The organism is Streptomyces sp. MA5143a (assembly GCF_900290235.1).
Classification (GTDB): domain Bacteria; phylum Actinomycetota; class Actinomycetes; order Streptomycetales; family Streptomycetaceae; genus Streptomyces.
Genome location: NZ_OLMK01000102.1, coordinates 96,395 through 121,399, shown reverse-complemented (window position 1 = coordinate 121,399; position 25,005 = coordinate 96,395). Strand labels below are relative to the sequence as shown.

19 protein-coding genes are annotated in these 25,005 nt (G+C 70.7%); 5 read left to right on the top strand and 14 right to left on the bottom strand.

All coding sequences use genetic code 11. The annotated features are described in order from the left end of the window. The first annotated feature begins 243 nt into the window (after positions 1-243). The 3 genes from SMA5143A_RS36210 to SMA5143A_RS36200 all read left to right on the top strand — a co-directional run bounded on the left by SMA5143A_RS36210 (position 244) and on the right by SMA5143A_RS36200 (position 4,949). The gene (locus SMA5143A_RS36210; protein WP_107467058.1) at positions 244-831 is read left to right on the top strand and encodes a 3'-5' exonuclease; all 588 of its coding nucleotides are present in this window, start codon (positions 244-246) and stop codon (positions 829-831) included. A 233-nt stretch (positions 832-1,064) separates the two neighbouring features. After that, positions 1,065-3,899 carry a helix-turn-helix transcriptional regulator gene (locus tag SMA5143A_RS36205; RefSeq protein WP_107467057.1) on the top strand — a complete coding sequence of 945 codons (2,835 nt, stop codon included), beginning with the start codon at positions 1,065-1,067 and terminating at the stop codon, positions 3,897-3,899. 237 nt (positions 3,900-4,136) lie between these two features. Beyond that, entirely contained in the window at positions 4,137-4,949 is an 813-nt protein-coding gene (locus tag SMA5143A_RS36200) for a methyltransferase domain-containing protein (protein ID WP_107467056.1), read from the top strand. A 60-nt stretch (positions 4,950-5,009) separates the two neighbouring features. Here the strand turns inward: SMA5143A_RS36200 and SMA5143A_RS36195 are convergent, their stop codons facing one another. From SMA5143A_RS36195 to SMA5143A_RS43260, 8 genes are all read right to left on the bottom strand, one after another. Further along, entirely contained in the window at positions 5,010-6,656 is a 1,647-nt protein-coding gene (locus SMA5143A_RS36195; protein ID WP_107467055.1) for an AMP-binding protein, read from the bottom strand. A gap of 68 nt (positions 6,657-6,724) precedes the next feature. Then, positions 6,725-7,648, bottom strand: coding sequence for an NAD-dependent epimerase/dehydratase family protein (locus SMA5143A_RS36190; RefSeq protein ID WP_107467054.1), 924 nt, complete (start codon positions 7,646-7,648; stop codon positions 6,725-6,727). Positions 7,649-8,117: 469 nt separating this feature from the next. Further along, on the bottom strand, positions 8,118-10,964 hold the full coding sequence (locus SMA5143A_RS36185) for a glycosyl hydrolase family 95 catalytic domain-containing protein (protein WP_107467053.1): 2,847 nt from the start codon (positions 10,962-10,964) through the stop codon (positions 8,118-8,120). 28 nt (positions 10,965-10,992) lie between these two features. Next, entirely contained in the window at positions 10,993-12,435 is a 1,443-nt protein-coding gene (locus SMA5143A_RS36180; protein ID WP_107467052.1) for a ricin-type beta-trefoil lectin domain protein, read from the bottom strand. Between the two features lie 503 nt (positions 12,436-12,938). Then, positions 12,939-13,880: an RNA polymerase sigma factor gene (locus tag SMA5143A_RS36175; RefSeq protein ID WP_258193932.1), complete on the bottom strand. Its 942-nt coding sequence runs from the start codon at positions 13,878-13,880 to the stop codon at positions 12,939-12,941. Beyond that, positions 13,877-14,188 (bottom strand): SDR family oxidoreductase, encoded by a 312-nt coding sequence (locus SMA5143A_RS36170; protein WP_107467051.1) that lies wholly within the window; start codon positions 14,186-14,188, stop codon positions 13,877-13,879. The genes SMA5143A_RS36175 and SMA5143A_RS36170 overlap by 4 nt, the downstream gene beginning before the upstream one ends. Beyond that, positions 14,185-15,387, bottom strand: coding sequence for a mandelate racemase/muconate lactonizing enzyme family protein (locus tag SMA5143A_RS36165; RefSeq protein WP_107467050.1), 1,203 nt, complete (start codon positions 15,385-15,387; stop codon positions 14,185-14,187). The genes SMA5143A_RS36170 and SMA5143A_RS36165 overlap by 4 nt, the downstream gene beginning before the upstream one ends. Positions 15,388-15,390: 3 nt before the next feature. Further along, positions 15,391-15,549, bottom strand: coding sequence for a hypothetical protein (locus SMA5143A_RS43260; protein WP_181362176.1), 159 nt, complete (start codon positions 15,547-15,549; stop codon positions 15,391-15,393). Between the two features lie 213 nt (positions 15,550-15,762). Between SMA5143A_RS43260 and SMA5143A_RS36160 the strand changes: the two genes are divergently transcribed. Beyond that, positions 15,763-16,533, top strand: coding sequence for a FadR/GntR family transcriptional regulator (locus tag SMA5143A_RS36160; protein ID WP_107467049.1), 771 nt, complete (start codon positions 15,763-15,765; stop codon positions 16,531-16,533). Between the two features lie 93 nt (positions 16,534-16,626). Here SMA5143A_RS36160 and SMA5143A_RS36155 read toward each other — a convergent pair whose 3' ends face one another. Beyond that, entirely contained in the window at positions 16,627-18,792 is a 2,166-nt protein-coding gene (locus SMA5143A_RS36155) for a ricin-type beta-trefoil lectin domain protein (protein ID WP_258193931.1), read from the bottom strand. Between SMA5143A_RS36155 and SMA5143A_RS44300 the strand changes: the two genes are divergently transcribed. Next, on the top strand, positions 18,791-19,018 hold the full coding sequence (locus tag SMA5143A_RS44300; protein WP_258193930.1) for a hypothetical protein: 228 nt from the start codon (positions 18,791-18,793) through the stop codon (positions 19,016-19,018). The two genes, SMA5143A_RS36155 and SMA5143A_RS44300, sit on opposite strands and share 2 nt — an antisense overlap. Positions 19,019-19,074: 56 nt before the next feature. On the opposite strand, the gene SMA5143A_RS36150 is transcribed toward SMA5143A_RS44300, so the two are convergent. From SMA5143A_RS36150 to SMA5143A_RS36130, 5 genes are read right to left on the bottom strand one after another with little or no spacing between them, the layout of a single operon-like run. Beyond that, positions 19,075-19,953 (bottom strand): sugar phosphate isomerase/epimerase family protein, encoded by an 879-nt coding sequence (locus SMA5143A_RS36150; protein ID WP_107467048.1) that lies wholly within the window; start codon positions 19,951-19,953, stop codon positions 19,075-19,077. A gap of 4 nt (positions 19,954-19,957) precedes the next feature. After that, positions 19,958-21,142 (bottom strand): substrate-binding domain-containing protein, encoded by a 1,185-nt coding sequence (locus SMA5143A_RS36145; RefSeq protein WP_107467047.1) that lies wholly within the window; start codon positions 21,140-21,142, stop codon positions 19,958-19,960. Between the two features lie 22 nt (positions 21,143-21,164). Further along, positions 21,165-22,136, bottom strand: a complete 972-nt coding sequence (locus SMA5143A_RS36140) for an ABC transporter permease (RefSeq protein WP_107467046.1) — start codon at positions 22,134-22,136, stop codon at positions 21,165-21,167. A gap of 1 nt (position 22,137) precedes the next feature. Then, positions 22,138-23,109, bottom strand: a complete 972-nt coding sequence (locus tag SMA5143A_RS36135; protein WP_107467045.1) for an ABC transporter permease — start codon at positions 23,107-23,109, stop codon at positions 22,138-22,140. Next, a complete protein-coding gene (locus tag SMA5143A_RS36130; RefSeq protein ID WP_107467044.1) occupies positions 23,106-24,653 on the bottom strand; it encodes a sugar ABC transporter ATP-binding protein in 1,548 nt (515 codons plus the stop codon). Before SMA5143A_RS36130 ends, SMA5143A_RS36135 begins: the two co-directional genes overlap by 4 nt. Between the last annotated feature and the right edge of the window lie 352 nt (positions 24,654-25,005).

The following is a 25,005-nucleotide window of genomic DNA, read 5'->3' as shown; positions in this document are numbered from 1 at the left end:
AGCAGCCACTGACAATCGCCCGGGCGAACCTCTCCGGCGTACCCCGAGTCAAGCCCTGTGGCCTGGGGCGACGCATCCGGGGAACCACGTAATCGCGGTACGTACGGCGGTGGGTGTTCACCGCCGACTTCCCGGCCACCTGGCGCGCGGGAGATCGCGTCTCCGCCGTTGCTCTGCGGCGGTGACGCGTGGACGTTCGAAAATTCGGGTGCCGGATCCGGTCACAGCACTAGCCTCAGCCTCATGCGCCACGAATCCGCCCTGCTGAACGTCATCGATGTGGAAGCCACCTGCTGGGACGGACAGCCGCCGCCCGGTTCCGTGAGCGAGATCATCGAGATCGGTCTCACCGTCGTGGACGTGGCGGCACGGCGCCGTGTGTCCCGGCACCGTGTCGTGGTCCGACCCACCCGGTCGGCAGTGAGCGACTTCTGCACCGAACTGACCGGACTGACCCAAGCCGAGGTGGAACACGGCGTCACCTTCGGCGAGGCCTGCCGGATCCTCGCCGAGGAGTACGAGGCCGGCGAGCGCCCCTGGACGAGCTGGGGCGATTACGACCGCCGGCAGTTCGCCCGGCAGAGCCAGGCCGACGCAGTGCCCTACCCCTTCGGCTACCCCACGGAACGCACGCACACCAACGCCAAGGCCGTATTCGCCGCGGCCCACGGACTGCACAGGAAACCCGGCATGGTCCACGCCCTGCGGATCGCCGGACTACCGCTCGAAGGGCGCCATCACCGCGGTGAGGACGACGCGTGGAACATCGCCGCGCTCGTCCTCGATCTCCTGGACCGCCGGGCCTGGCCGGCCGCAGCCACAGCCGCCTGAAGAGGGCCGTGATCCGCGTCGATGACCGCCCTGATGGCGCGAGGCCGCGCCCGGGGCGGCCCGCGGCGGCGGACGGTGCGGGTGGCATGTACGCCCCTCGGCGAGATCGGTCCGGATCAGAAGACGTACGTCGAGCAAAATCGTTTGCTTCTGTATGGTTTCTGCGACGGCGCCCCGCGGCCATGGCCGCCCGGATGCGCGCCCGACCGCACCGGTGAGGGAGAACGGCGCTCATGACCGCAGTGGACGTGCCGGCTGACGGAGAGCGCCCCGTCGGGCGGGACGCCGAACTCGCCGTCCTCACACGGACCGTGAACGCGTTGCTCCACGGCCGGGGCTCTGTCGTCGAGATCACCGGTGAGCCGGGCATCGGGAAGACCCGCCTGGCCACGGCGCTCATGGAACTGGCGACGCGGCGGGGAATCCCGGTCGTCCGCGCCCGCGCCGTACGGGGAAACACCACCTCGTTGCAGGTGTTCCGCGACGCCTGGGAGGCACGGCAGGCCGACCCGCGCGCGACCGCGGGTGCGAAGACGTTCGACGAGCTCGGCGACCGGCCCGGGAAGTGGGCCGCGGGCTGCGCCCTGATCCTGGACGACGTTCACTGCTGCGACGCGGACTCGGCGGCGGCGATCGTCCGGCTGGTCCGCTCCCAGGTGCCGGGTCCGTTCCTGCTCGCCCTGGCCCATCGCCCCAGACAGACGGCCCCCGAGCTGCTGGAAGCCCTGGAGTACGGAGTTCAGGCCGGCACGGTGACGCGTATCGAGCCGGGCCCGCTCGGCCCGGCATCCGTGGCCGCGCTGCTCGCCGGCCGGGACGCGCCGGGGTTCCCCGAGTCACACGCTGCGGCCCTGCCCCCGGATTACGCGAGCCTGGTGTGCGCCGCGGCGGAGGGCAACCCCCGATACGTGCGCCTGCTCGCCGCGGCCGACTGGCGCCCCGAGCGCTGGCCCGACCGCCCGGGCACCGACACCGCCGGGCTGCTCCGCGAGGCGAAGCCACTGATCGCCGAGTTCGACGCGCTGACGTCGCAGGCGGCGATCACCGCGTCGGCGGCGGCCGTGGTCGGCAGCCCGTTCCGGCCGGAGGACACCGCCCGGGTCTCCGGGCTGGGGCTGGACCGCACCCTCGACGCGCTCGCCGAACTGGAACGGGCCGATCTGGTGCGCCCGGCCGACTGGAAGGGCAACCTGGCCTTCCGTCATCCCGTCGTCGGCCATGTCGCGCACGCGAGGGCCGGCGTGTCCTTCCGGCTGCGCGCCCACCGGCGCGCCCTGGAACTGATCGCCGACCGTGGCGGCCGGGCCGGCGAGAAGGCCCGCCACGCCGAGCATGTGCTGGGCGTGGACGCCGCTCTCGCCGCGTGCACCCTGGCCGAGGGCGCCGCGGAGATCGCCGGGAAGGACCCGGCGACCGCGGCGCACTGGCTCCGGCTGGCCCTGGAGTCCCTGCCCGCCGGAGGAACGGACTCCACCGCCCGCACCGAGATGGAACTCGCCTGCTGCCGCGCCCTGATCGCCTCGGGCCAGTTGGCCGAGGCCCGCACGCGGGCACACGAACTGCTGGGGCACCGGCACGCGTCTCTCGGCGAGAGACAACTGCTCCAGGCGCACGCCGTCTGCGCCTCGGTCGAGCGGCAGCTCGGCCGGTACGCGGAGGCGGCGGCCCTCGCGGGTACCGCCCTCGGGCAGCTGCCCAGGCCCCTGCCCGATCCATTGCCGACCGAGGCCGCCGAACTTGTCATCGAGTACGGTCTGGTCCATGTTCTCGGCGGCACGCACGACCAGGCACACGCCCTGCTCCGGGAAGCCGTGCGGACGCCGCTCGAATCGGACGGAGCGGACCGCACCGTACTGCGGGTTCTCCACGCTCTCTGTGCCACCCATGCGGGTGACCTCGCCGAGGCCACCGCCGAGGTGACCCGCTGTGTCCGGCTCGTCGACGCCCTTCCCGACCCCCTCGCCGGCCGCACGCCGGAAACCCTGGCCCTGCTCGGCAGCGCGGAACTGTACCTGGAACGCTTCACGGACGCGGCCCGCCACCTGAGCCGGGGACTGGGAACCGACGGCACGGGCTCCCGACGGCCCATCCTGCTCCACCGGTTGCTGGGGCTCGCCATGGCCGAGCAGTGGACCGGCCGCCTCGACGCCTCCCAGCGGCACGCCCAGGAGGTCGAATCCCTGGCCCGCGCCCTCGATTTCCGGCCCGCGATCACCCTGGCGCAGGCGATACACGCGACAACGCTTGTCTGGTCCCGCGGCCGGGAGTACGCCGACAAGGCCGTCGCCCTCGTCGAGGAGGCCCCGCGCGCCACCGCGCACGGCCACAGCTGGTGGACCGCCTCGGCGACGGGTCTGCTCGCACATGCCCGGCTGCTCGCCGGTGACGCTGCCGGCTGCCGGCGGACCCTGCTGGACAGCGAGGGCGGCGACCGAATGCCGCCGGTCCGGCCCTTCTCCCGGCCCTTCCTGCTCTCCCTTCTCGCCACGGCCACACTCGAGTGCGGCGACCACGAGGAGGCACACCGCCTGGTCCGCACCGCCGAGGCGGATGCCGAGCGGCTCGGACTGCCGGTCCAGGAGGCGTACACACGCCGCGCCCGCGCCCTGCTCCACCAGGCCGACGGTGAACACGACGCGGCCGCCAAGCTTTTCGGCCTCGCGGCGGATGCGTTCCGGGCGGCCGACATGCCCGTCGAGCACGCATGGACCCTGGCGACCGGCATCCGCTCCTTCGACGTCACCCAGGGCCGGGAGACGGTCCTGGGCCATCTCGACGCGGCCGAAGCCCTGGCCCGTACCTTCGGGGCGGCGCTCGTACAGGAGCGAGTGGCGCAGATGCGCGCCGAGCTGTCCGACGGCGACGACACCGCCCATCCGCTCGGCCTGCTCAGCGAGCGCGAACGGGAGATCGCCGAACTCGCGACGACGGGTCTGCGCACCCGGCAGATCGCCGAACGGCTCTTCCTCAGCCCACGCACGGTGGAGACACATCTGTCGCGCGTCTACCGGAAGCTCGGGGTCTCGTCCCGAATCGCCTTGTCCGACCTACTGCGTCGGGTCGGATGAGCGAGACCTGCCGGGAGGCGTACGGCCCGGCCACGGCAAGGCCGACGTGGACACGCCGCGGTGGCGCTGGTCGTCCAGCGGCGAGGGTGTGAGGACGCGGCCCTGCATCTCCCCGGCCGGAGTACGCCCTTGCGGTACTCATGGTCTCCAACTCCCCTACTGCTAGGCTGCTTTGACTTTCAACAAGCTCCACTCGCACGCACACATCAGGCACCCCCTGACGGGAGACAGCAGCACGTGGACACCACCGGACCACGCACGGCCGAGAACGTTGCCGCACGCTTCCACGACGTCGACTCCTCCGGCGTCCCCGAGGACTTCATCGCCTATCTGCGGAAGATGGAGGAGAGCGAGAGCGGTCGCGCGGTGCGGGAGGCCACCTACCGCGCCCTGGAGACCGCCGAGGGCAAGGGAACCGACGTCGGGTGCGGCGCCGGGCGCGCCGTAGCGGATCTCGTACGGCTCGGAAAGGACGCCGTGGGTCTCGACAGCAGCCAGGCCATGGTCGACGCGGCCCTGGCCAGGTTCCCGCACTGCCGCTTCGTCCAAGGCAGCGCGTTCGAGCTGCCGTTCGAGGACGGTGAACTGTCGTGGTACCGGTCCGAGCGGACCTTCCTCCACTTCGGTGATCCCGCCGAGGCACTGTCCGAGGCCCGCAGGGTGTTGAGGCCGGGCGGAACCATCGTTCTCGCGGACCCCGATCTCGGGTCGATGGCGGTGAGTTCACGGATCCCCGAGACGACCGAGGCGGTCAAGCGCGCGTTCTGTTCAGCCGTCCCCAATCCCCACTCCGGCACCCGCAGCGCCTCCCACCTCGCCGACGCGGGCTTCACCGGCATCGAGGTCGTTCCCATCATGGCGGCGCTGAGCGACCACGCGTCCGCGTTCGGCGTGGTGCTGGAGCCGGCCCTGACGGCGGCTCTCACCCAAGGCGTCGTCAGCGAGGAGGCGGCGGCGCGGTGGAAGGACGACCTGAGCGATCTCTCACGCCGGAACGCCTTCACCGCGACGGCGACCTTCTTCGTCACCACGGCCCGCCGGGCGTCCTAGTACTCCACCCGGCAGTCGGGGCGCCCGGGAATGCTCTCCCGGGCGACCCGAACCTCTCGGTCAGTCCGAGCGGAGCCGAAGCCGTTCCCTGAGCAGGTTCTTGCGCACCTTGCCGGTCTCGTTGCGCGGCAGTCGGGGCAGGAGTTCCAGGTGGGAGGGCAGGCACCATTCGCTCATGCCGAGCCCGCCGAGCCAGTCGCGCAGGCCTTCCAGGGTGGGCGTCCCCTCCCCCGGGACGACGACCGCGCAGGCGAGCTCGCCGCCGTGGCCGTCCGGGTAGCCGACCAGGGCGACGTCCCGTACGTCGGGGTGGTCCAGCAGTGCCGACTCCACGTCACTGACCGGGATCATGATGACGCCGATCCGGTCCTCGGCACGGCCGTGGAGCCGGATGCCGCCGTGGCCGTCCGGCGCCGCGAGGTCACCGGTGTCGTACCAGCCGTCGTCGTGCTCGGCCAGCACGGTCAGACGGCCGTCGTCCCGGCCCCAGGTGGCCAGGCACAGCGAAGGGCTGCGTACGAAGAGGCGTCCGGGTCGGTCGTCGCTGATCGGGTGGTCGGCCCGCAGGTCGATCTCGTGGCCCGGCGCGCACCGCCCGACCGTGCGTCCGGCCAGGTCCGGGTGCTCTCCGGCGCGGGTGAAGGTGTTGGCGCCCTCCGTCATGCCCCAGCCCACGTCCAAGGGGATGCCGAAGGTCTCCGTCACCCGCCTGAACAGCGGCTGCGGAACCGTGGTGCCTCCCGCGCGGATGATGCGCACGGTGTCCAGTCGCCGCGAGGTGCGTTCCATCGCGTCGATCAGCGCGGAGAGGTGGACTGGGACGATGACGATCCAGGTGACCCGGGCCTCGGCCAGGAAGGGAACGATGTCCTCCGGCGCCCAGCGGCCCGTCATGACCGCGCACCCCCCGCGGTGCAGCGGCATGAAGATGCCCATGGTGAGGCCGACGATGTGCGTCGCCGCGTTCGGTGAGTAGACGCGGCTGTGCGGCCCGATGCCGTCGGCGGCCGCGACGGGGGCGTACCAGGCGTACAGGGTGTTGAGGGTGTGCAGTACGGCCTTCGGCTCACCGGAGGTACCGGAGGTGAACAGCACCAGGGAGACGCGGTCCGGGTCCACCACGGACGGATCCGGCAGGATGTCGTGATCCGTGTGCTCGAAGAACTCGCGGAAGCCGAGTTCCCCGTCCCCGTCGGCGGCGCGCTCGCCGAGCACCACGCGGTGGCGCAGTGCGGGCAGCCGGGGTGCCATCTCGGCCAGCGCCGCCGCGTGCTCGAAGTCGTCCCACCGGTCGATGGTCACGCAGACGACGGCGTCCAGCCTGCGGAGCATCCGCTCCAGCTCACGGGGGCGGAACGCGCACATGATGGGCGCGGCGACGGCCCCCAGCCGGGCGCAGGCCAGGAGCAGCGGTCCGACCTGCCAGACGTTCGGCACCTGCATCGCGACGACGTGACCGCTGCGCACCCCCAGGGCGTGCAACGCGCCGGCGAAGCGGTCCACGTACTCGGCGTACCGCGCGTAGCTCATCTCCATGACGCCCCCGTCGGCCTCCGACACGAGGAGGGCGGGGGCGTCGGGGGTCTCGGCGTTCCACCGCGCCAGGTCGTCCAGGATGGTGTCGGGGCGCCAGAGGCCTTCCTTGCGGTACCGCTCCACGGTGTCGGCGGACGGGCGTAACGTCGTGATCGGGTTCACTGTTTCCACTTTTCCTAGGCTGATCGCGTCATTTCATCGCGGGAGAGGGCCCTTGGTGGCGTCCCGGGCCGTGCCGGTCATTCCTCGCCCAGCCCCTCGCGCCAGCTCGGCCGCAGCGGCTTCCAGCCCAGCGCCGCACGGGCCCGGTCATTGGCCGCGCCGTGCGCGGCGGTGAGCTGATGGGCCAGGAACCAGCCGAGCAGCTGGGGCGCGTGGTCCGCCGGGATCGCACGAGGGGCCGGGCCGCCCAGCGCTTGGGCGTAGTGCGGCAGCCACTGCGCGGCCGGGGCCGGGTCGTCGTCCGTCACATGGAACACCCCGGTGGCCTCCGACTCGACGGCGGCGACCGTGGCCGCGACGGCGTCCTCCACGTGCAGGAACGAGGTGATCCCTGCGCCGTCCCCCGGCAGCGGGAGCTGTCCGGCCCGTACCGCCTGGGCCGCCCCGCCGTCGCGGGCGTACAGGGTGCCGGGGCCGTACAGCGTGCCGTACCGCAGGACCGTGCCGGCGAGCGGCCCGCTGTTGAGGACCAGTCGCTCCAACTCGGCGACGGCCCGTACGGTGGCGGCCCAGCCGGGATCGGGGGCGTCCACGTACAGCGGTGCGCCCTCGTCGAGGACCGGTTCCTCGGCCGGGGCGGCCGCGAAGGCGATGGACTGCGCGACCAGCCGTCCCGCTCCGGCCGCCCGGGCCGCCTCCATCAGGTTGGCGGTGCCCTCGGTGCGCAGTCGCGCGGTGAGGGTGAAGGCCGCCACCGGGTCGTCGCCCATCAGGCGCAGCGCCGTCATCTGATGGACCACCACCTCGGGGTGGACGGCCGACACCGCCGACAGCAGGGCCTCGCGGTCGAGGGCGTCGGCGCTGACGACGTGGTCCGCCTCCGGGGCCCGCTCCCGCGACTCCTGGCGTACCAGCGCGCTCACCTCGTGGCCCCGCGCCCGTAGCGCTCCCACCAGGGGGTGTCCGATCACTCCGGTGGCGCCGGCGACGAGAATACGCATGATTCATTCCTCCGTGTCGGTCAGAGAGAGGGAAGTGGCGAACCGCCCGTCCGCATCCTGGCGAGGGCGACGTTCCACCGGAGAGTGCGGACGGCTCCGGGGCGCGCGGCGCGAGGTGTCCGGGCGGAGGCCCTTGCGGGACGCATTCGCTGCTTCCCCGCCGAGACGGCGGCCGGGTGAGCCGTCCGCGTCGAGGGCTTGAGGTCCGCGGGGGGCGAGCATGTGGCGCCGCGCCCAGCCCTCGATCGCGTCGGGCCGGGAGGCCGTCGTCGCGTAAGGACACCGGCCAACGACGACTGCCCTGACCGAAATCGTGTGCCCCGTTCTCGTGAGCCGCCGCCACTTCCACACCCGAAAAGCGATGGTTGTACAACTTTCAAGGACCTGCCGGGCTTCAGCATTCCCCTTGTGATCACACGTTGGCAAGGCGTAGTCACCGCTGGATTTTTATGCCGACCAGAGCATGGTTCTACATGCGGTGGAGTTGGAAGCGCTGGTTGGTGCTGCCCGTGGCCGTCCACTGGGAGATGCGGGCTCCGTCGGCGGTGGAGGCCTCCCACACGTCCAGGGCGAGGCCGCTCTGCCGGTTCACCAGACTGATCACGCCACTGCCGTGGTCGACGATCCGCCACTGCTGGCCGGCGGCGTTGGCCTCCGGCTGCTGGGTGATGTCGGCGCCGCTGCTGCCACTGGCGGCGTGCAGGAACAGCCCACTGGGCCGAACCCGGATCTTGTAGTGATCACCGTCGGAGGGCAGGAACTCGAACTGCTGGTTGCGACCGGCGGTGATCTGCCACTGGATCAGGGCCGCGCCGGCGGACGCACCGTTGACGTCGGCGGCCTTGCCGCTGTGCTGGGCTACGAGCCGATACGCCACGCCGGTCTCCACCGGCCCCGACCTGACTGCGGACGCGCGGTAGGTCCTGCCGGCCTGGCCGGCGAACTCGACGAGATCGGCCTCGAGCCGCTTCGACTGGACCGGGTCGCCACTCGCATCGTCCCGCAGCGTGAAGTCGCCGGCGAAGACCCGGCTGCGCACCCGGACGGCGCCGGTTCGGTCGGGTGTGACGACCAACTCGATCCGGCCGCTGCTCCACTCGGCGCCGACGGTGTACCCGCCACGGCCCCGCAGTCCGCTCACACGCCCGGTGGGCCAGGCGGCCGGCAGCGCCGGCAGCACGTGCAGTTCGCCGTTGTGGCTGTGCAGCAGCATCTCCGCGATACCCGAGGTGGCACCGAAGTTGCCGTCGATCTGGAACGGCGGATGCAGATCGAACATGTTGGGCGCGAGCCGGTCCGTGCGCACCAGGTCACGGAGCAGCTTGTGGGCCCGGGCACCGTCCTCCAACCGCGCCCAGAAGTTGATCTTCCACGCGAGCGACCAGCCCGTCCCGTCGTCACCGCGCAGTTCCAGCGTCCGCCGTGCGGCCTCGTGCAACTGGGGTGTCCCGCGCTTGGTGATCTGGTTGCTCGGATGCAGACCGTACAGGTGGGACACGTGCCGGTGGTTCCGCTCGGTCTCCACCCAGTCGGCCAGCCACTCCTGGACATTGCCCCGGGAGCCGACCCGTGTCGGGGCCAGCCGATCCCGGGCCGCCAGTGCCTGGGCGCGGAAGGTCGCGTCCACGCCGAGGGTTTCGCCGGCGCGGGCGACGCTGGTGAAGAGGTCGCGCAGGATCTGGTTGTCCATGGTGGGCCCCGCGCAGACGGTGGCGTTCGTGTGGTGAGGGAGCTCCGGGGAGTTCGACGGGTTGGTGACCAGGTGTCCGAGCGTCGGGTGGGCGACCAGGGTGTCGAGGAAGAACTGGGCGGCGCCCTTCAGGGCCGGGTAGTTCGAGCGGAGGAAGTCGATGTCACCGGTGAACAGGTAGTGGTCCCAGATCAGGGTGGCCAGCCATGCGCCACCGGTCTGCCACATGCCCCACTGCGCTCCGTCGACGACCGAGGCGCCCCGCCACGCGTCGGTGTTGTGGTGCGTCACCCAGCCGCCGGCGCCGTACTGGGCCTGCGCCACCCGGGCTCCGGTCACGGTCAGGTCGTCGATCATGGCGAAGACCGGGCGGAAGCATTCGGACAGGTTCGTCGTGTCGGCGGGCCAGTAGTTCATCGGCAGATTGGCGTTGACGGTGAACTTCGAGTCCCAGGACGGGGCCATCTGGTCGTTCCAGATGCCCTGGAGGTTCGCCGGCTGGGTACCCGGCCGCGAGGACGAGATGAGCAGATACCGACCGAACTGGAACAACAGAGCGGAGAACTGCGGGTCGTTCACTTGCGCGTGCTGTGCGATCCGTACGTCGGTCGGCTGGTCGGCCGCCGTCGTACGTCCCAGATCGACCGACACCCGGTCGAACAGCGCCTGGTAGTCGGCGAGATGTCGGCTGCGTAGTTGGTCGATGCCGACGTCGCGGGCGGCGCTGAGATGGTTCCGCGCGATCCCCTGGTAGTCGCCGTCGACCTTCCGGAAGTTGACGTAGCTGGAGCCGATCGACACCAGCACCGTCACGCTGGTGGCGCCGGAGACCCGTAGCGTGCCGCCCGAGCTGCTGACCGTGCCGCCCGTCACGGCGGCGTGGGCCAGGGCGAGGAACCGGACCCGTCCGGTGATGCCCTCCATGGTGCCGGAGGTGCCGTCGAGGGCGATCGTGGCCCCGTCCGGGCTGGAGAGCGTTGTCCGCTGGGGGCTGTCGAACGTGGCGCTGAAGGTGAGGGCGTTGGCCCGGTCGGCCGTCAGCCGGACCACGATCACCTGGTCCCGCGCGCTGGCGAACACCTCGCGCTGGTACCGCACGCCGTTCAGCACGTAGGTCGTGAGGGCCGTGGCGGTGGTGAGGTCGAGCGTCCGGTTGTACTGCGAGGCACCGGTGGCGCTGCCGAAGGAGAGCCGAAGGTTTCCGACCGGCTGGTAGGCCAGCTGTCCGGCCGGGCTGCCCAGCATCGTCTGATTGATCAGGTCCTGCGCCGGCCCCCACTGATCAGCGAAGACCCGCCGCCGGATCTCGGCGATGTTGGCCGCGCCGCGCGTGTTGGCGGAGTCGTACGGGCCGCCGGCCCAGACGGTGTCCTCGTTGAGTTGCAGGCGTTCGGTGTCGACGTTGCCGAACACCATCGCGCCGAGGCGTCCGTTGCCGACCGGCAGTGCCCGCAGCCAGTCCGTGCCGGCCGGCTTGTCGTACCACAGGGCGAGATCGTTGGCGGCCAGAACCTCCGGCGGCGCGGCCGAGCCGCTCCTGGCGAAGGCTGTCCACCCACCCGGCACGATCCCTGCCCCAGCCACCGCCCCGGCGGCGAGGAACCGTCTGCGCGTCACGTCGGACATGTCGTTCTCCCTTCACGACTGGAGCAGGTCACTGGTTCTTCCGGGTACGCCAGGTCTGGTTGTCGCCGCCCCAGCACGCCCACAGCTGCGCCTTGAGGGTGGTGGTGTTCACGTCGAGGCAGAGGCCGGATCGAGCGCTGCGGATGGTGCCGTCACCACCCACCGTCCACCGCTGGTTGTCGCCGCCGTTGCACGCCCACGTGCCGACCACGGTGCCGTTCGTCGCACCGTTGTTGTACGCGTCCAGGCATCTGCGGCCGCCCAGTGCGGTGATCTGTCCGCCGGCCGTCGAGGTCCACTGCTGGCCGACCGTGTTGTCGCACGTGTTCACCTGGACCTGGATGTTCGCCGTGGTCCCGCCGGGGATGTCCAGACAGCGCCCGGTGCCGGCGTTGCGCAGCGGGCCGGCCGGGGCCGGGGCGTCGCCGTCCAGGCCCCAGCCGTATCTGAGGCGCTGACGGCCGCCGGCGCTGGGGGTGCTGAGCGTGAGGTCGGTACCGGTGCCGTGCAGTTTCTGCATGGCGTACCAGTCGTCGCCCTGGCCGGCGCGTATCTTCCCGCCCAGCCCCGGCCAGTAGACGGAGCCGATCCCCAGTTCCCGGAGCACCGTGGTGGTGGCCCGGAAGTAGCGCACGAAGTTGTCGGTGCTGCCGGCGTCCTGATAGTTCAGCCCGGTGTCCATCGGCGCGCCGAACTCGTCGACGACCGTGCGGTCGGCGCAGGAGCCCAACGCGTCCCGCAGGTAGGCCATCCACTGGTCGTAGGTCTTCGCGCCGCTGAAGAACGTGTAGTGGTGCAGCGACAGAATCGTGCCGTCGAGGCGGCGGTCGGCGCACATGGACTTGATGTCGGTGTTCAGGCCGGCTCCGCTGACGAAGATGCGGTTCCGCTGGATGGACGGGTGACTGCTGATCCAGTTGCTCACCACGTTCGCCCACTCGGCGGCGCTGTGTCCCGCCGGTTCGTTCATCGGCTCGAAGTGGACGAGGCTGTTGGAGCCGTAGCGGGCAAGCACCGTGTTCCACATGGCGTCGAAGGCGGCCGGGTTGACGATGCGACCGCCGCGGGCGGCCACCCCGTCGTCCCAGTAGGAGAGGACGACCTTGAATCCCTTCGCGGTGGCCGCGTCTATCGCGCCCGTGTAGGCGCTCCACCAGCTCGTCCCGACCGTGTAGGTGTTGATGGGGAGCCGAACGGTGTTGGCGCCGAGGTTGTTCTCGAAGCCGGTGTAGACGGCGTCGGCTTTCGCCACGACCGTCTGGTAGCTGTCGGAGCCGCTCAACCCGTGCAGGACCAGCGGTCCACCGTGGAAGTTGTCACCGAGCCGGGCCCAGTTGACGCCGCGGAACTGGGACGTGTCGGTGGCGGTCCGCGGGGCGCTCTCGTGCTCGACGGCCGCCAGCACGCTGGGAACGGTCAGGACGTAGGCGAGCGCCCGGGCGAGGTAGCGCCGGCGGCGGGTGCGGGGCATGGTCGCGCCTTCCCGGTTGGCGGTGTGGTCACGTCTGCGCTGTGCAGGATCTTGACGTCGGACGCCTGCCGGCGGCCGGCCGAGCCGGCGCGGAGCTTGCCCCCTCCGCGCCGGCCCCCTCCCAGGTCGCTCGCGCAGCGAGCATGTCAGCGTCATGCCACTGCCGTGGCGCCTGGAAAGCCTTGCCCCCGGCTTCGCCCGGGCGGTCGTCACCCGACCCGGATCGGCTCCTCGTGGCTCAAGTCCCGGGAATTCACGGATCGCCCTCGACTTCCGCTTTCACAGGCCATGAATGGGGAACGTTCCGCCACGACTTCTAGAGATTGACAGATTGTCATGGTCCACTCAAGAGGGAAGCGTCACTAATTGAAGACCACCCCCATAACCTTTTCGAGCAGTGAATTCGGAATGACGAACACATGGGAATCGCGGCAGTTCTCGTTATCGGCGGTCGGCTTGAACAGTCGCGGTCACAGTCGCCGTGACGCCGACTCGTTCGGTCCTCAGACGAGTTGGCCGAATAGCCCGGCCGTGACGTCGGCAACCGGCCCGGAACCGACGTCGGCCGACTCGGCTCCCGCGACGGCGGCGTTCTCGGTCACCTGGGCGAGCACGGGTCTGTCGAGCACCGTGGCGGACCGTACCGGCGGGACGGGCAGCAGCGCCAAGGCGACGATCAGCCGCTCAAGGGGCACCAGTTCGTCGGCGGCCCGGCCGCAGTCCGTACAGGATCGGGTGTGCCGGGTGATGCGCTTGCGCCACAGCGCGCTCGGTACGCCGTCCCAGCCCCCCAGCGCGACGGTCAGCTGTGGGCACCGGGGGCCGGCTTCCAGCGCCGCGACCAGTGACCGGCTCAGCTCCAGCTGGTTGCGCATCCGCTGGACGCGTACACCCGCGTGGGCCACGCTCGTTCCCAGCGCCGCCGCGAGCTCCGCCCTCGTGAGCCGGCCCGCGGTCTCCCGCCACCACAGCGACAACAGCGCCCGGGCGTCCGGGTCGAGCCATCGACTGGCGCGCAAGGTCTTGCGGCGATGACCGGACAGCTCGACCTGGATCAGGGCTAGGTGCTCGGCGTCGGCGTCCGGTGGGTCGGTCATCTCGTCGAGGGGGGCCGTCCGTTCGGCGTCCGCGTGCCGCCGGTGCAGATGGGTGCTGATCTGCCGTGTCGCGATCGTGGCCAGCCAGGGCCGGAAGCACTCCGGGGTGCGCAACGTGCGCAGCTCGGGAAGTGCCCGCAACATCGTCTCCTGCACCACGTCGTCGACGTCCGCGAGCTCACCCAGTGCCCTGCGCACGATCCCGTACACCAGTGGCAGGTATGTCGCGGCCAGATCGTCGAGCGCTCGTGGATCTCCGGCCTGCGCGGCGACGACCAGGCTCGTCTCCGGTTCGCTCGCACGATCGGCTCGGGCGCGGCCGGCCGGTAATGCTGGGCGGCCCGTCATCGCCCCGGCCATCCGCCGTCGACGGGAACAGCGGTGCCGTCGACCCGGTCCGACGCCGGTGAGGCGAGGAACACCGTGGCCCCGGCGGGATCGTCGGCGCGGCTCCGGCGACCGGCCGGGATCCGGCCGGGGAGCGCCCGTTCGCGTGAGGGGTCCGCGTACAACGCCTCGGTGTTGCCACGGGCGACAGGGCCCGGTGCGACGGTCCCGACTCCGCGTCCGCCCCGCTCCTTCGCCAGGGCCGGTGCCTCGGCGACCCTGATCTCGATCTCGTGGGTGCGTGCCCCGCGGTAGACAACCGCGTTCATCGATCCTCCATTCCCATGGTGTCGAACGTTCCTTCCGCGGTGGATCGGCGTGGTCCGGGGGTGACCGCGAGCAGCCGCCGGCCGGCGTGCTCCGGCCGTATGTGCGGTCCGTCGGGTGCCTGTGCCGTTCGCTGCCCGGCCGCGGTCATCACCGTCTCGTCGATCCGGATGCCCAGGCCCGGCGTGTCGCCGAGCACGAAGGCTCCGCCCTCGACGTCCAGGTCCATCGCGACGCCGATCGGCGGCCGTAGGCCCTGTAGTTCGCTGACGAGATGGTTGGGCACCGACGTCGCGGCGTGCAGCAGCGCGACAGGTGTGTTGCCGATCGGGCTGACCGGCAGGTCGTGGGCGTGCGCCAGCGCGGCGACGCGCAGGAAGTGGGTGACTCCCCAGACCGCGGCCGTCTGGACGATGTCGAGCCCTCCCGCCGCGATCAGCGGGCGGAACTGCTCGAGGCCGGTGAGGTTCTCCCCGCTGGCGACCGCCGTCCGTACGCCACGGCTGACTGCGGCCAGGCCGTCGGCGTCCCAGCGTCGGACCGGCTCCTCGATCCAGGTCAGGTCGAGTGTGCGTTCCAGTTCAGCGACGTGGCGTACCGCCTGCTTGCGGCTCCAGGACTCGTTCACGTCCAGCATGAGGCCGGGCCGGGCCCCGTGCGCGGCCTCGGTCAGTACCTCGCGTACGAGCGACAGCCGGTGTCGGTCACGCTCGATGTCCAGGCCGCCCTTGAGCTTCGCCGCCCTCAGCCCGCGTTCGGCGTAGACCTGGTAGGTGGCGACGAGTTCGTCGTCGGTGAGACCGATGTCCAGGCCGGACGCGTAGGCGTGGACCGTACGGTCGTCGCCGCCGAGCAACCGCCACAGCGGCTCGCCCACGGCCTGTGCCTTGATGTCCCACAACGCCGTGTCGAACGCGCCGATCGTGCCGAACACCACGCCGGCGTGCCCGGCTTTGAAGGTGTGCCGCAGCATGCGGTCGTAGAGGGCGGTCACCGCGCGCGGGTCCTGGCCGTCGAGGGCGGCGAAGACCGCCTCGGCTTCCACGTGCGGTCCCAGGCCGACTCCGGTGATCCCCTCGTCGGTCTCGACGACGACGACCGGCACGGGCACGACGCCGTCGCCGTAGACGCCGTTGGCGTCACCGACAGGTCGACCCCATTGCTGCGTCGTCGTCAGGGCTCTGTACCCGGTGATGCGCATGCGTCAGCCCTTCGTCGCGCCGGCCGTCACGCTGTCAGCGATCCGGCACTGCGGAAACGGTTGGTCACCCACAGGGGCAGCCCGGCGATCAGGTGCGATGAGCACGTTGTTCCGCGCGGCGTCGACGAGTTCCGTGGGCACCGCCCGGTAGTGGCTCGTCATCAGGGGGACGGTGCCCGACGGCCAGGGTCACCGGCCACGGTGTTCGCTGCTTCATCGCTGCCCCACTCTCCTGAGGTGGCCGGCTGTCCGGCAGTTGAGGTTGAGGAGGAACGCAACTCGTATGACGTATGTAACTCGTATGACGTATGACGTCAACCGGATGCCGTATAGTGAGCGAGAATCCGTGGCACGACACGGGTCCCGGGGGGTGTCATGACGGCAGTACCGCAGTCATCCGCAGGGGCCTCCGAGGTCCCCGCCTGGAGTCGGCGCCCGGCGAACCTTGCCGCCGCGGTCACGGCTGAGTTGGTGGAGCGGATCGTCCGTGGGGTCCATCCGTCCGGTTCGCCGCTGCCACCTGAGCCCGTGCTCTGCGCGACCTTCTCGGTCAGCCGCACCGTGGTCCGCGAGGCGGTGAAGATCCTTCAGGAGAAGGGGCTGGTGCAGGTCCGCCAAGGCGCCGGCACGATGGTCACCCCGCCGACCATGTGGAACATGCTCGACGAACTGGTCCTCGGCGCGACCATCGCCGAGGACGAGAGCCTGGCGACCCTCGATCACCTTGTCGCGACCCGCCGCGTGCTGGAGTCCGACATGGCCAACGTCGCCGCCCGCCTGGCGAACGCCGAGGTGATCGACCAGCTACGCGGGCTGGTGGAGCGGATGGACGAGCTCGTCGACGACCCCGCTTCGTACCAGGAAGAGGACCGGGCGTTCCACGACACGGTCATGCAGGCGTCGGGGAACCGCATCGGGCGTGCCGTGGTCCGTTCGCTGGAGCGCCAGGTCGTCGACTCCGCCCGTTACGTGGGCCGGACCGGCCGCGCCCTGTGCGTCGCGTCCAACCAGGGTCATCGACGCATCTACGAGCGGATCGCCGGGCACGACCCCAAGGGTGCGGCCGAGGCGATGTTCACCCACATCACCGAGGCGTGGGTGGTGCGCCGCAGCGGGCCGGGCGAGCCGACCAGGCTGCGGCGTTAGAGGCATCCGACGCGCGACGGGGCCCGCACCGAGTCGGGCCCCGCTGCCGGCATCCGCTCCTTATCGCCGAGGAGCGGACGGGCGTTGATTCCGCTACCGCGGTGTCCACTGCTGGTTGGTGCCGCCGTTGCAGGACCAGAGGATGATCCTGGTGCCGTTGGCGGTGCCGCCGGCGTTGGCGTCGAGGCAGAGTCCGGACTGGACGCCGGTGATGGTGCCGCCCGCGTTGACGTTCCACTGTTGGTTGTTCTGGCCGTTGCAGTCCCAGATGATGACCTGGGTGCCGTTGGTGGTGCCGCTTCCGCTGGCGTCCAGGCACTTGTTGCCGTTGACGGTCAGTTGTTTGCCGGCGGTGTAGGTCCAGGTCTGGCCGGCCGCGCCGGTGCAGTCCTGGAGTTGGGCCTGGGTGCCGTTGGCGGTGCCGGCACCGGGCACGGTCAGACAGCGGCCGGACTGCGCGCCCACGATCTGCTGAGCCGTCGTCGGCGGCGGGCTGGTGTCCTTCGGTCCGGCGGACGCCATCACGTCCTGGGCACCGGACGGCCAGTTGCCATTGCTGACCGTGACATTGCCGGACACCACGTTGCCCCGGTCCCCGTTGGTCACGTTCGTGCTGCCGTTGGTCGACCAGTTGTTGGTGACGGTCCAGTTCCCCATGTTCTCGCCACCCCAGTAGTTGGCTGTCGCCCACGTACCGGTGTTCGAGAAGACGTTGTTGTCGGCCTTGTAGTACTTCGAGCCCTCGTCGAAGTACAGCCCGAAGTGTCCGTTGGTCCGCAGGCAGTGGTTCCGGCTGATCAGCGCGCTCGGGTTCCATCCGAGCGTGTAGATGCAGCCACCGTCGTTCATCTGCTGCATGACGTCGTGGATGTAGTTGCCGACGAGCCGGTTGTTGGACGCGGTGGTCGGCGTCGTGTAGCGCGGCTGGTAGTTGTACAGGCCGCGGCCCGCGTAGTGGTTGCTGCCGCCCGCGTCGTTGGCACCCCAGCCGAACCCGATCGACATGCCGGAGTACGGCATGTTGTAGACCTCGTTCTGGGCGACGGTGCTGTTGGTGACGTACGTGGTCAGGACGGAGACGATGCCCCGGTGGTCCGCCCCGAGGTCGTGGATGCGGTTGTGGCTGATCGTGATGTCCCTGTTGACCATGCGCTGGTCGCTGGGGTGGTGGGCGTCGGCGCGCACGCCGCCCACGAGGATGCCACCGGCTGAACTCCGGGCTATCTCCGAGCGGGTCACCGTGATGTCGGCGGCGCCCAGGCCGACGCCACTGGCGTGCGCATTGGCGTCGTTGCCGATACCGATGGCCGTCTGACCCAGGTTGACGAACCGGGAGTCGGTGAAGGTGACGGTGTGGGCGGCGGAGACCTGCACGGCGGCCGGCATCTGCCGCCAGTGCGGCCGGGCGGCCTCGAACTGCGTGCAGCCGTTGTGGCAGGAGTCGAAGCCCGGCCAGTTCCAGTCGCCGGCCAGGTACGCGCCGGTCTGTTGGTCCGCGTACCCCTGGTTGCCGCTGGGGCCCAGCCAGCTCGTCCCGGTGAAGGTGATCCCGCTGAATGTGAGGTGGTGCGCCGGCTCGCCGTACGTGCCGCCGACGTTCACCAGCGACTGAAGCCTCGGCAGTTCCACACCGGCGGAGCTCATGTTCTGCCCGGCCAGGGGTTTGTAGTACAGGGTTCCGGCCGTGGGGTTGAGGTACCACTCGCCGGGCGAGTCCAGGAATTCGTACGCGTTGGTCAGGTAGAACGGGCCGGCCCGGTGTGGCTTCATGAGGGTGTCGTAGCCGAAGTTGTTGTTGTTCCACGCCGGCTGCTGCATCGTGATGAAGTTCCCGCTGATGCTCTGCACCGGCGAGTACCGGTCGGTGAAGGAGTTGACGCTCTCCACCTCGACCCGGCTCTGGTCGGCCAGGTTGTTCAGATAGCTCAGCGCACCGCCCGAGAACCTCATTCCGGCGCTGGAGGCGGTGAAATCGGCCCTGTTCACCTGCGTGCGTGCCCGGGTGGCGACGGCGCCGTCGACATAGAGCTGCCGGGCGTCGAGACCGGCGGGGACCTCGGCCTTCCAGATGTTCTTGGCCGAGTCGGCCACCGACCAGCCGGTGACCGCGCGGGCACCTGTGATCACCGGACGCGCCGACGGGGCGGCCCGCCACACGACCGTGTGCCCCCCTGAGCCGGAGTCCTCCGCTGTCAGCCGCAAGGGTCGGTCCAGCCGGTACACACCGTCTGCCAACTGCACCACGATGTCGTCCGACATGGCGTCGTTCAGCGATCGCACCGCCGCCTGCGCCGCTGTCAACGAACACGGCTGCGCGCTGGAACAGTCCGTGCCGGTGCCGGACGGCGAGACGTACACGGTGTGTGCTGCCGCGGATGCGGGCGCGGGGAACGCCATCACCGCGGTCGCGGCCAAACCGACTGTGGCGGCTACGGCGAGAAGCCGCTTTCGTATCGTGTGGGCTGTGAACACGTTTTCTCCTTAGGGCGGTTCACGACGCATATGACGTATGACGTCTTTCGGATACCGAAGTCACCCCCCTCACCCGGCCGAGGGAGCGTTCTCCAGTCCGTGGAGGACGGTCCGGAGGTGGGCCAGCCCGTCACGGGCGAGGGTGTCCTGCGTCGGGGCGAGCGGCCTCCAGATCGAGGCCGCGGTGGCGATGGCCTCGTTCTGCGCGGTGAACGACTCGATGCACACCGCGCCGCCGTAGCCGGTCGCGGCCAGGGCGGCGAGGAAGCGTGGCCAGTCGAAGTGGTCGGCGCCCGGGGCGCCGCGGTCCGTACCGCTGACCTGGACGTGCTTGATGTACGGACCGGCCGTGACGAGCGCCTCGTAGGGGTCGGCCTCCTCGATGTTCATGTGATAGGTGTCGATCATGAGACCGACGTTCGCGGGCAGGCCGTCGATCAGTTCCACCGCCTGCTCGACCGTGTTGACGACGCTCGTCTCATAGCGGTTGAGGGCCTCCACGCCGATGCTCACGCCCCGCTCCCCCGCGTGGGCGGCCACCGGTCCCAGGGCGCGGCGGACGTCCGCGTAGCAGGCCGCGCGCTCCACCGGTGACATCCGCCAGGTCCGCCCCACCGCGGCGTAGACCGGGCCGCCGACGCAGGGCGCGCCGACGGCCGCCGCCTGGTCCACACACGTCTTCAGGTACGCCACGGTCGAGGCGACGACCTCCGGCGGGGCGTTCACGAGGTCACGTCCGGGCGAGGTGACGGCACAGACGCCGACCGCGCGCAGGCCGTACGCCGCCAGCAGGTCCCGCGTGCGTACCGGGTCCCAGTCGCCGGGTCGCTCGATCGGCAGCTCGACCGCGTCGAAACCGAACGCGGCGATCCGTGGCACCAGTTCGGCCAGGGCCTCGTCGTCGACCGGCGAGGCCCAGACCCACGGGTTGACACCGATGGTGTACACCGCGCTACTTCCAGCGCTTCGGGTAGCCGGGCAGGTCGGTGCAGCCGCACATCGCGTAGTGCAGCGGGGGCATGGTGGGGTCGACGTACTCGTCCAGGTTGTCCTGGGTGATGGTCGGCTGTGGCAGCTTCCAGGGGTTCGGCACCTGCTCGCCGTCGAGGATCTTCAGCGCGGCGATGATCGGGGTGCGCCACTGGTAGGTCGGGTAGGTCGGGGCGATTGCCGTGAGTTTCTTGTCCTTCCACATCTTCAGGAAGTCGAGCTGGTCCTCGCCGTTGATCGGCGGCACGGGCTTGCCCGCGTCCTCGAACGCCTCGACCGCGGCGCCCGCGACGGCCCCGGCGTCCATCCAGACGCCGTCGATCGTGCCGTACCGCTGGATGTAGTCGTTGACGATCTTCTTCGTCCTGGCCGGGTCGCCGTCGGTGAACTCGACGCCGACGACGTCGACGCCCGCCTTGTCGAAGGCGACCTTCGCGGCGGCCCATCGGGTCTCCAGCACGTCGACGCCGGGCAGGATGCGCAGTGCGAGCACCTTGCCGCCCGGCTTCATCCTCTGGCTGACGAACTCCGCCGCGACATGGCCGAATCCGTAGCCGCCGATCGGGTTGATGAACGTCACCGGGCAGGTCGTGTCGACGCCGCGGTCGAAGACGATGACCGGCAGGCCCTTTTGGCAGGCGGCCTCCACGGCCGGGGTGAGCGTGGCGGTGGTGTTCGGCGAGACGATGAGCGCGTCACAGCCCTTGCCGAGCAGGTCGTTGATGTCGGCGATCTGCTTCTGGTCCTTGCCTTCGGCGTCGACGTGGACGAACGCGGAGATCCGGTCGCGGTGGGTGTCGACCTCGGCCCGCATGGTCTTGAAACCGACCTGGCGCCAGGGGTTGTTCAGCCCGGCGTTGGAGAAGCAGAGCTTGTGCGGTCCGGGCTTCTTGTACTTCGCGGTCTTCACCATCGCCGGGTCGAGCGCCTGCTCCCAGGGCTTGCCGGCGGGTCCGGTGGGCGCGGTGTCCAGGAGCGCGAGCTGCTGGTCGTAGTCGGCCCGCACGAAGAACTTCGACTGCTTCCCGGTGCCCGACCCGGTGCCCGATCCCGTGCCCGCGGAGGGGGAGGTCGATGCGCCGGTGGCGGGCTCGTCGGTGGCGCAGCCGGCCAGCACCAGTAAGGTGCTCACGGCCAGCACCGTCATGGAATGCCTCACTGGATCCCCTTCATCTGGACGGGACACGGAAGGACGCCGCCGCCACCGCGAACAGGATGATCGCGCCCTGGACGGCCGGTTCGAGGGCGCCGGAGACGCCGTAGAAGTTCATGAGCGTGAAGAGCGTCTCGAGGGTCAGCGCGCCCAGCATCGCGCCGACGACCGACCCCCGGCCCCCGCCCAGGGCGACACCACCGAGGACCGCCGCGGTGATCGCGCCGAACTCCAGGCCGGCACCGGCCTGGAACGACACTCCGCTGTACCCGCCGATGAGGACCGCGGCGAGCGTGGCGGCGAGTCCGCTGAGGACGAACGCCATGATCCTGGCGCGCCCCACGCGCACGCCGCTCAGCTCGGCGGTCCTCGGGTTGCCGCCGACGGCGACCAGGGTGCGGCCGAAGTCCGAACGCGTCAGCGCCTGCGCCAGCGCGGCCGCCGCCAGCAGGACGAGAAGGGCGTACGGGATCCGCCCCAGCGCGGGCACGTCCTCGAACGCCGACCGACCGAGCAGGCGGAACTCCTCGGAGAGGCCGCCCTTCGGGGCACCGTCGGACCACAGGTACACGGCACCGACGAGGATCAGGAACATGCCGAGGGTCGTGATGAACGACGGCACGCGCAGCCACGTGGTGACGAGGCCGTTGACGAGGCCGACGGCGACGCCGAACGCGAGCAGGAGCACGACGACGGGCCAGCCGGCCGACGGATCGCCGTCGATCAGCCGGGCGGCGACGACCACCTGCGCGGTGACCAGAGAGCCGACGGACAGGTCCAGCTCGCCGGAGACGATCACGAAGTACTGGCCGGCGGCGAGCAGGACGATCGGCGCGGAGCGGCCGAGGAACGACATCAGCGACGGCGGCGCGAAGAAGTCCGGTTGGCGGACGCTCAACAGCACCAGCAGGACCGCCAGGATCACGACGATCGGTGCGAGACCGCCGGAGCGGAACCCGGGGAGCCGCGGTGGGCGCGCGATCCGCATGCTAGGACGCCTTTCGCAGCGCCCGGCGGGCGTAGACGGCGACCGCCGCGATGACGACCACACCACGGATCACCTGCTTGAAGAACACGTCGACCTCGAGTTGGTTGAAGACGGCGTCGATGCTCGCGAGCAGCAGCACCCCGCCGACCGTGCCGACGACGCCGCCGCGCCCGCCGGCCAGGGCGGTGCCGCCGAGCACCACCGCGGCGATCGATTCCAGGTCGTACAGTCCCTCGGTGCCCACCCTGGGCGCGCCGGCGCCGAGCCGACTGGCGAGGTAGACCCCGGCGAGGCCGGCGCAGAGGGCGCACAGCACATGGGCGGTGACGAGGACCCGGCCGGTGCGCACGCCGGAGAGCCGGGCGACCTCCGGGTCACCGCCCACGGCGATCAGATGGTGGCCGAAGCGGGTGCGTGCGAGCACGAACCAGGCCGCGGCGGTGACGGCGAGCAGCAGCAGGAACGCCAGCGGCACGGGGCCGACGCGCTGGTACCCCAGGCCCTGCACGAGGGCGGGTGCGCTCTCGCCGGCCGGCCCGTCGTATCCGTTGTCGAGGTATCCCTTCAGCAGCAGTCCGACGCCGACGGTCGCGATGAAGGGGTTGATCCGCCCCATGGTGACGAGCAGGCCGTTGAGGAGGCCGATCGCGGCGCTGACGGCGAGCGTCAGACCGATCGCCGGCAGCAGCGCGGCGTCGTCACCGGCCATGGTCTCGGCGGCGACGAGGGTGCTCAGGCTGACCGTGTACGCCACGGACAGGTCCAGCGAGCCCCCGACGACGACCAGCGTCTGGCCGACCGCGACGAGGCCCAGACCGGCGGCGACGTGCAGCAGGCTCACCGTCGTCGACAGGCTGAACAGCCGACCGCCGTCGACCGTGACGACGAGCCAACCGATCGCCAAGGTGAGGACCAGGGCGACGAACACGCCGGGCGGGGTCCACCGGGCCGGCGGGGACAGCGCGCCGCTCATCCGGCCGCCTCCCGCGCGGTGCCGACCGCCAGGGCGACGACGTCCTCCTCCGTCGCGCCCGCGGACAGCTCACCGGCGATCCGGCCGTCGCGCATGACGATGATCCGGTCGCTCATGCCGAGCAGTTCGGGCAGTTCGGAGGAGACCATCAGCACGGCGGCGCCGTCGCGGGCCAGCCGGCGGACGAGCTCGTGGATCGCCGACCTGGCGCCCACGTCGATGCCCCGGGTCGGCTCGTCGAAGAGCAGGATCCTCGGGGCGAGCGCGAGCCACCTGGCCAACACGACCTTCTGCTGGTTGCCCCCGGACAGGAAACGGATCTCCTGGTCCTCCCGTGCGGCGCGCAGCTCGACGGCCGCGAGCAGCTCCCGGACCCGCGCGGTCCGGGCTCCGCGGCCGATCCGGCCAGAGCGGACAGCGCTGACTGCGCCGACTGCGCTGACGGCTCGGACGGCTCGGACGGCCAACAGCGCGTTGTCGAGCACCGACTGCTCGGCGACGATCCCCTCGCCCTTGCGGTCCTCGGAGACGTAGGCGATACCGGCCCGCATCGCGGCGCGGGGCGAGCGCGGCCGGACCGGGGTTCCGTCGACGGCCACCTCGCCGGTGCTGAACGGGACGGCGCCGAACAGGGCGCGGGCGAGCGCCGACCGGCCGGAGCCCTGGAGACCACCGACCCCGAGCACCTCGCCGGCGCGCAGCCGCAGGTCGATGCCGCGCAGTTTCCGGTTGCCTCCGCCACGGACGGTCAGTCGCACCGGGCCCAGCTCCCGCGGCTTCGCCCGGTCGGGGTAGTGGCTCGACAGCTCACGGCCGACCATGTGGCGCACCAGCCGGTCGGCGCTGGTGTCCGCGGTGTCCAGGGCGGCCACCGCCCGGCCGTCCTTGAGCACGGTGATCCGGCTGGACAGGTCGAAGACCTCCTTGAGGCGGTGCGAGACGTACAGCACGCCCATCCCGTGCTCCTGGAGCCGCCGTACGAGCGCGTAGAGCTGGTCGACCTCGTGGTCGGCTAGGGCTGCGGTGGGCTCGTCCATGATGAGCAGCCGTGCGTCGAGGGCGAGCGCCTTGACGATCTCGACCACCTGCTGTTGCGCCACGCCGAGTCGTCCCACGCGGGTGTCGGGCGGTAAGGAACCCTCCCCGATCGAGGCGAGGAGCCCCGCGGTGCGGTTCAGCATCGCTCTGCGGTCGACGAGCCCGCGGCGCAGGGGCTCGCGGCCCAGCCAGACGTTCTCCGCGACGGTGCGCTCGGGCAGTAGCGTCAACTCCTGGTGGACGATGCCGATACCGGCCTGTTGGGCCTCACGCGGGCTGCGGAACGTCCGCGGTGCGCCGGCGAACTCGACCGTTCCCTCGTCGGGCAGGTGGACGCCGGACACCACCTTCATGAGCGTGGACTTGCCGGCGCCGTTCTCGCCGACGACCGCGTGCACCTCGCCCGGCCGGACCTGGAGGTCGACGCCGTCGAGCACCCGCACGCCGAGGAACGACTTGCCGATGCCTCGCAGTGCGAGCAGCGGCGACGGCAGCAGGCCAGACATCCTGGGAACCCTCAGCATTCACGTCGTCAGCAGGAATGAGTCACCGATAGCTGAATCGTTCGGGTACGGCCGGGCATGAAATGACGGCTCTCGCCCGCGAGCCGTCATCGAATAGCCTCGAACTTTCGCCGGACGCAAGGGCGACATCGCGGCCCCGAGGGTAAATGCCTCGATGAGCGCCTGGCAATACCATCGGAGCCAACTACCCCATGTACAGCGGCGATCAGGCGACACCGATCGACACGCCAAAATCTGTTATCGAATCGCCCCGCCCGCAGTCGCGCGCCGAGCCATGAAGTCCGCGGAACCACGAAGAATGATGCGCGAAATGTGTTATGGAATCAGCCGCGCC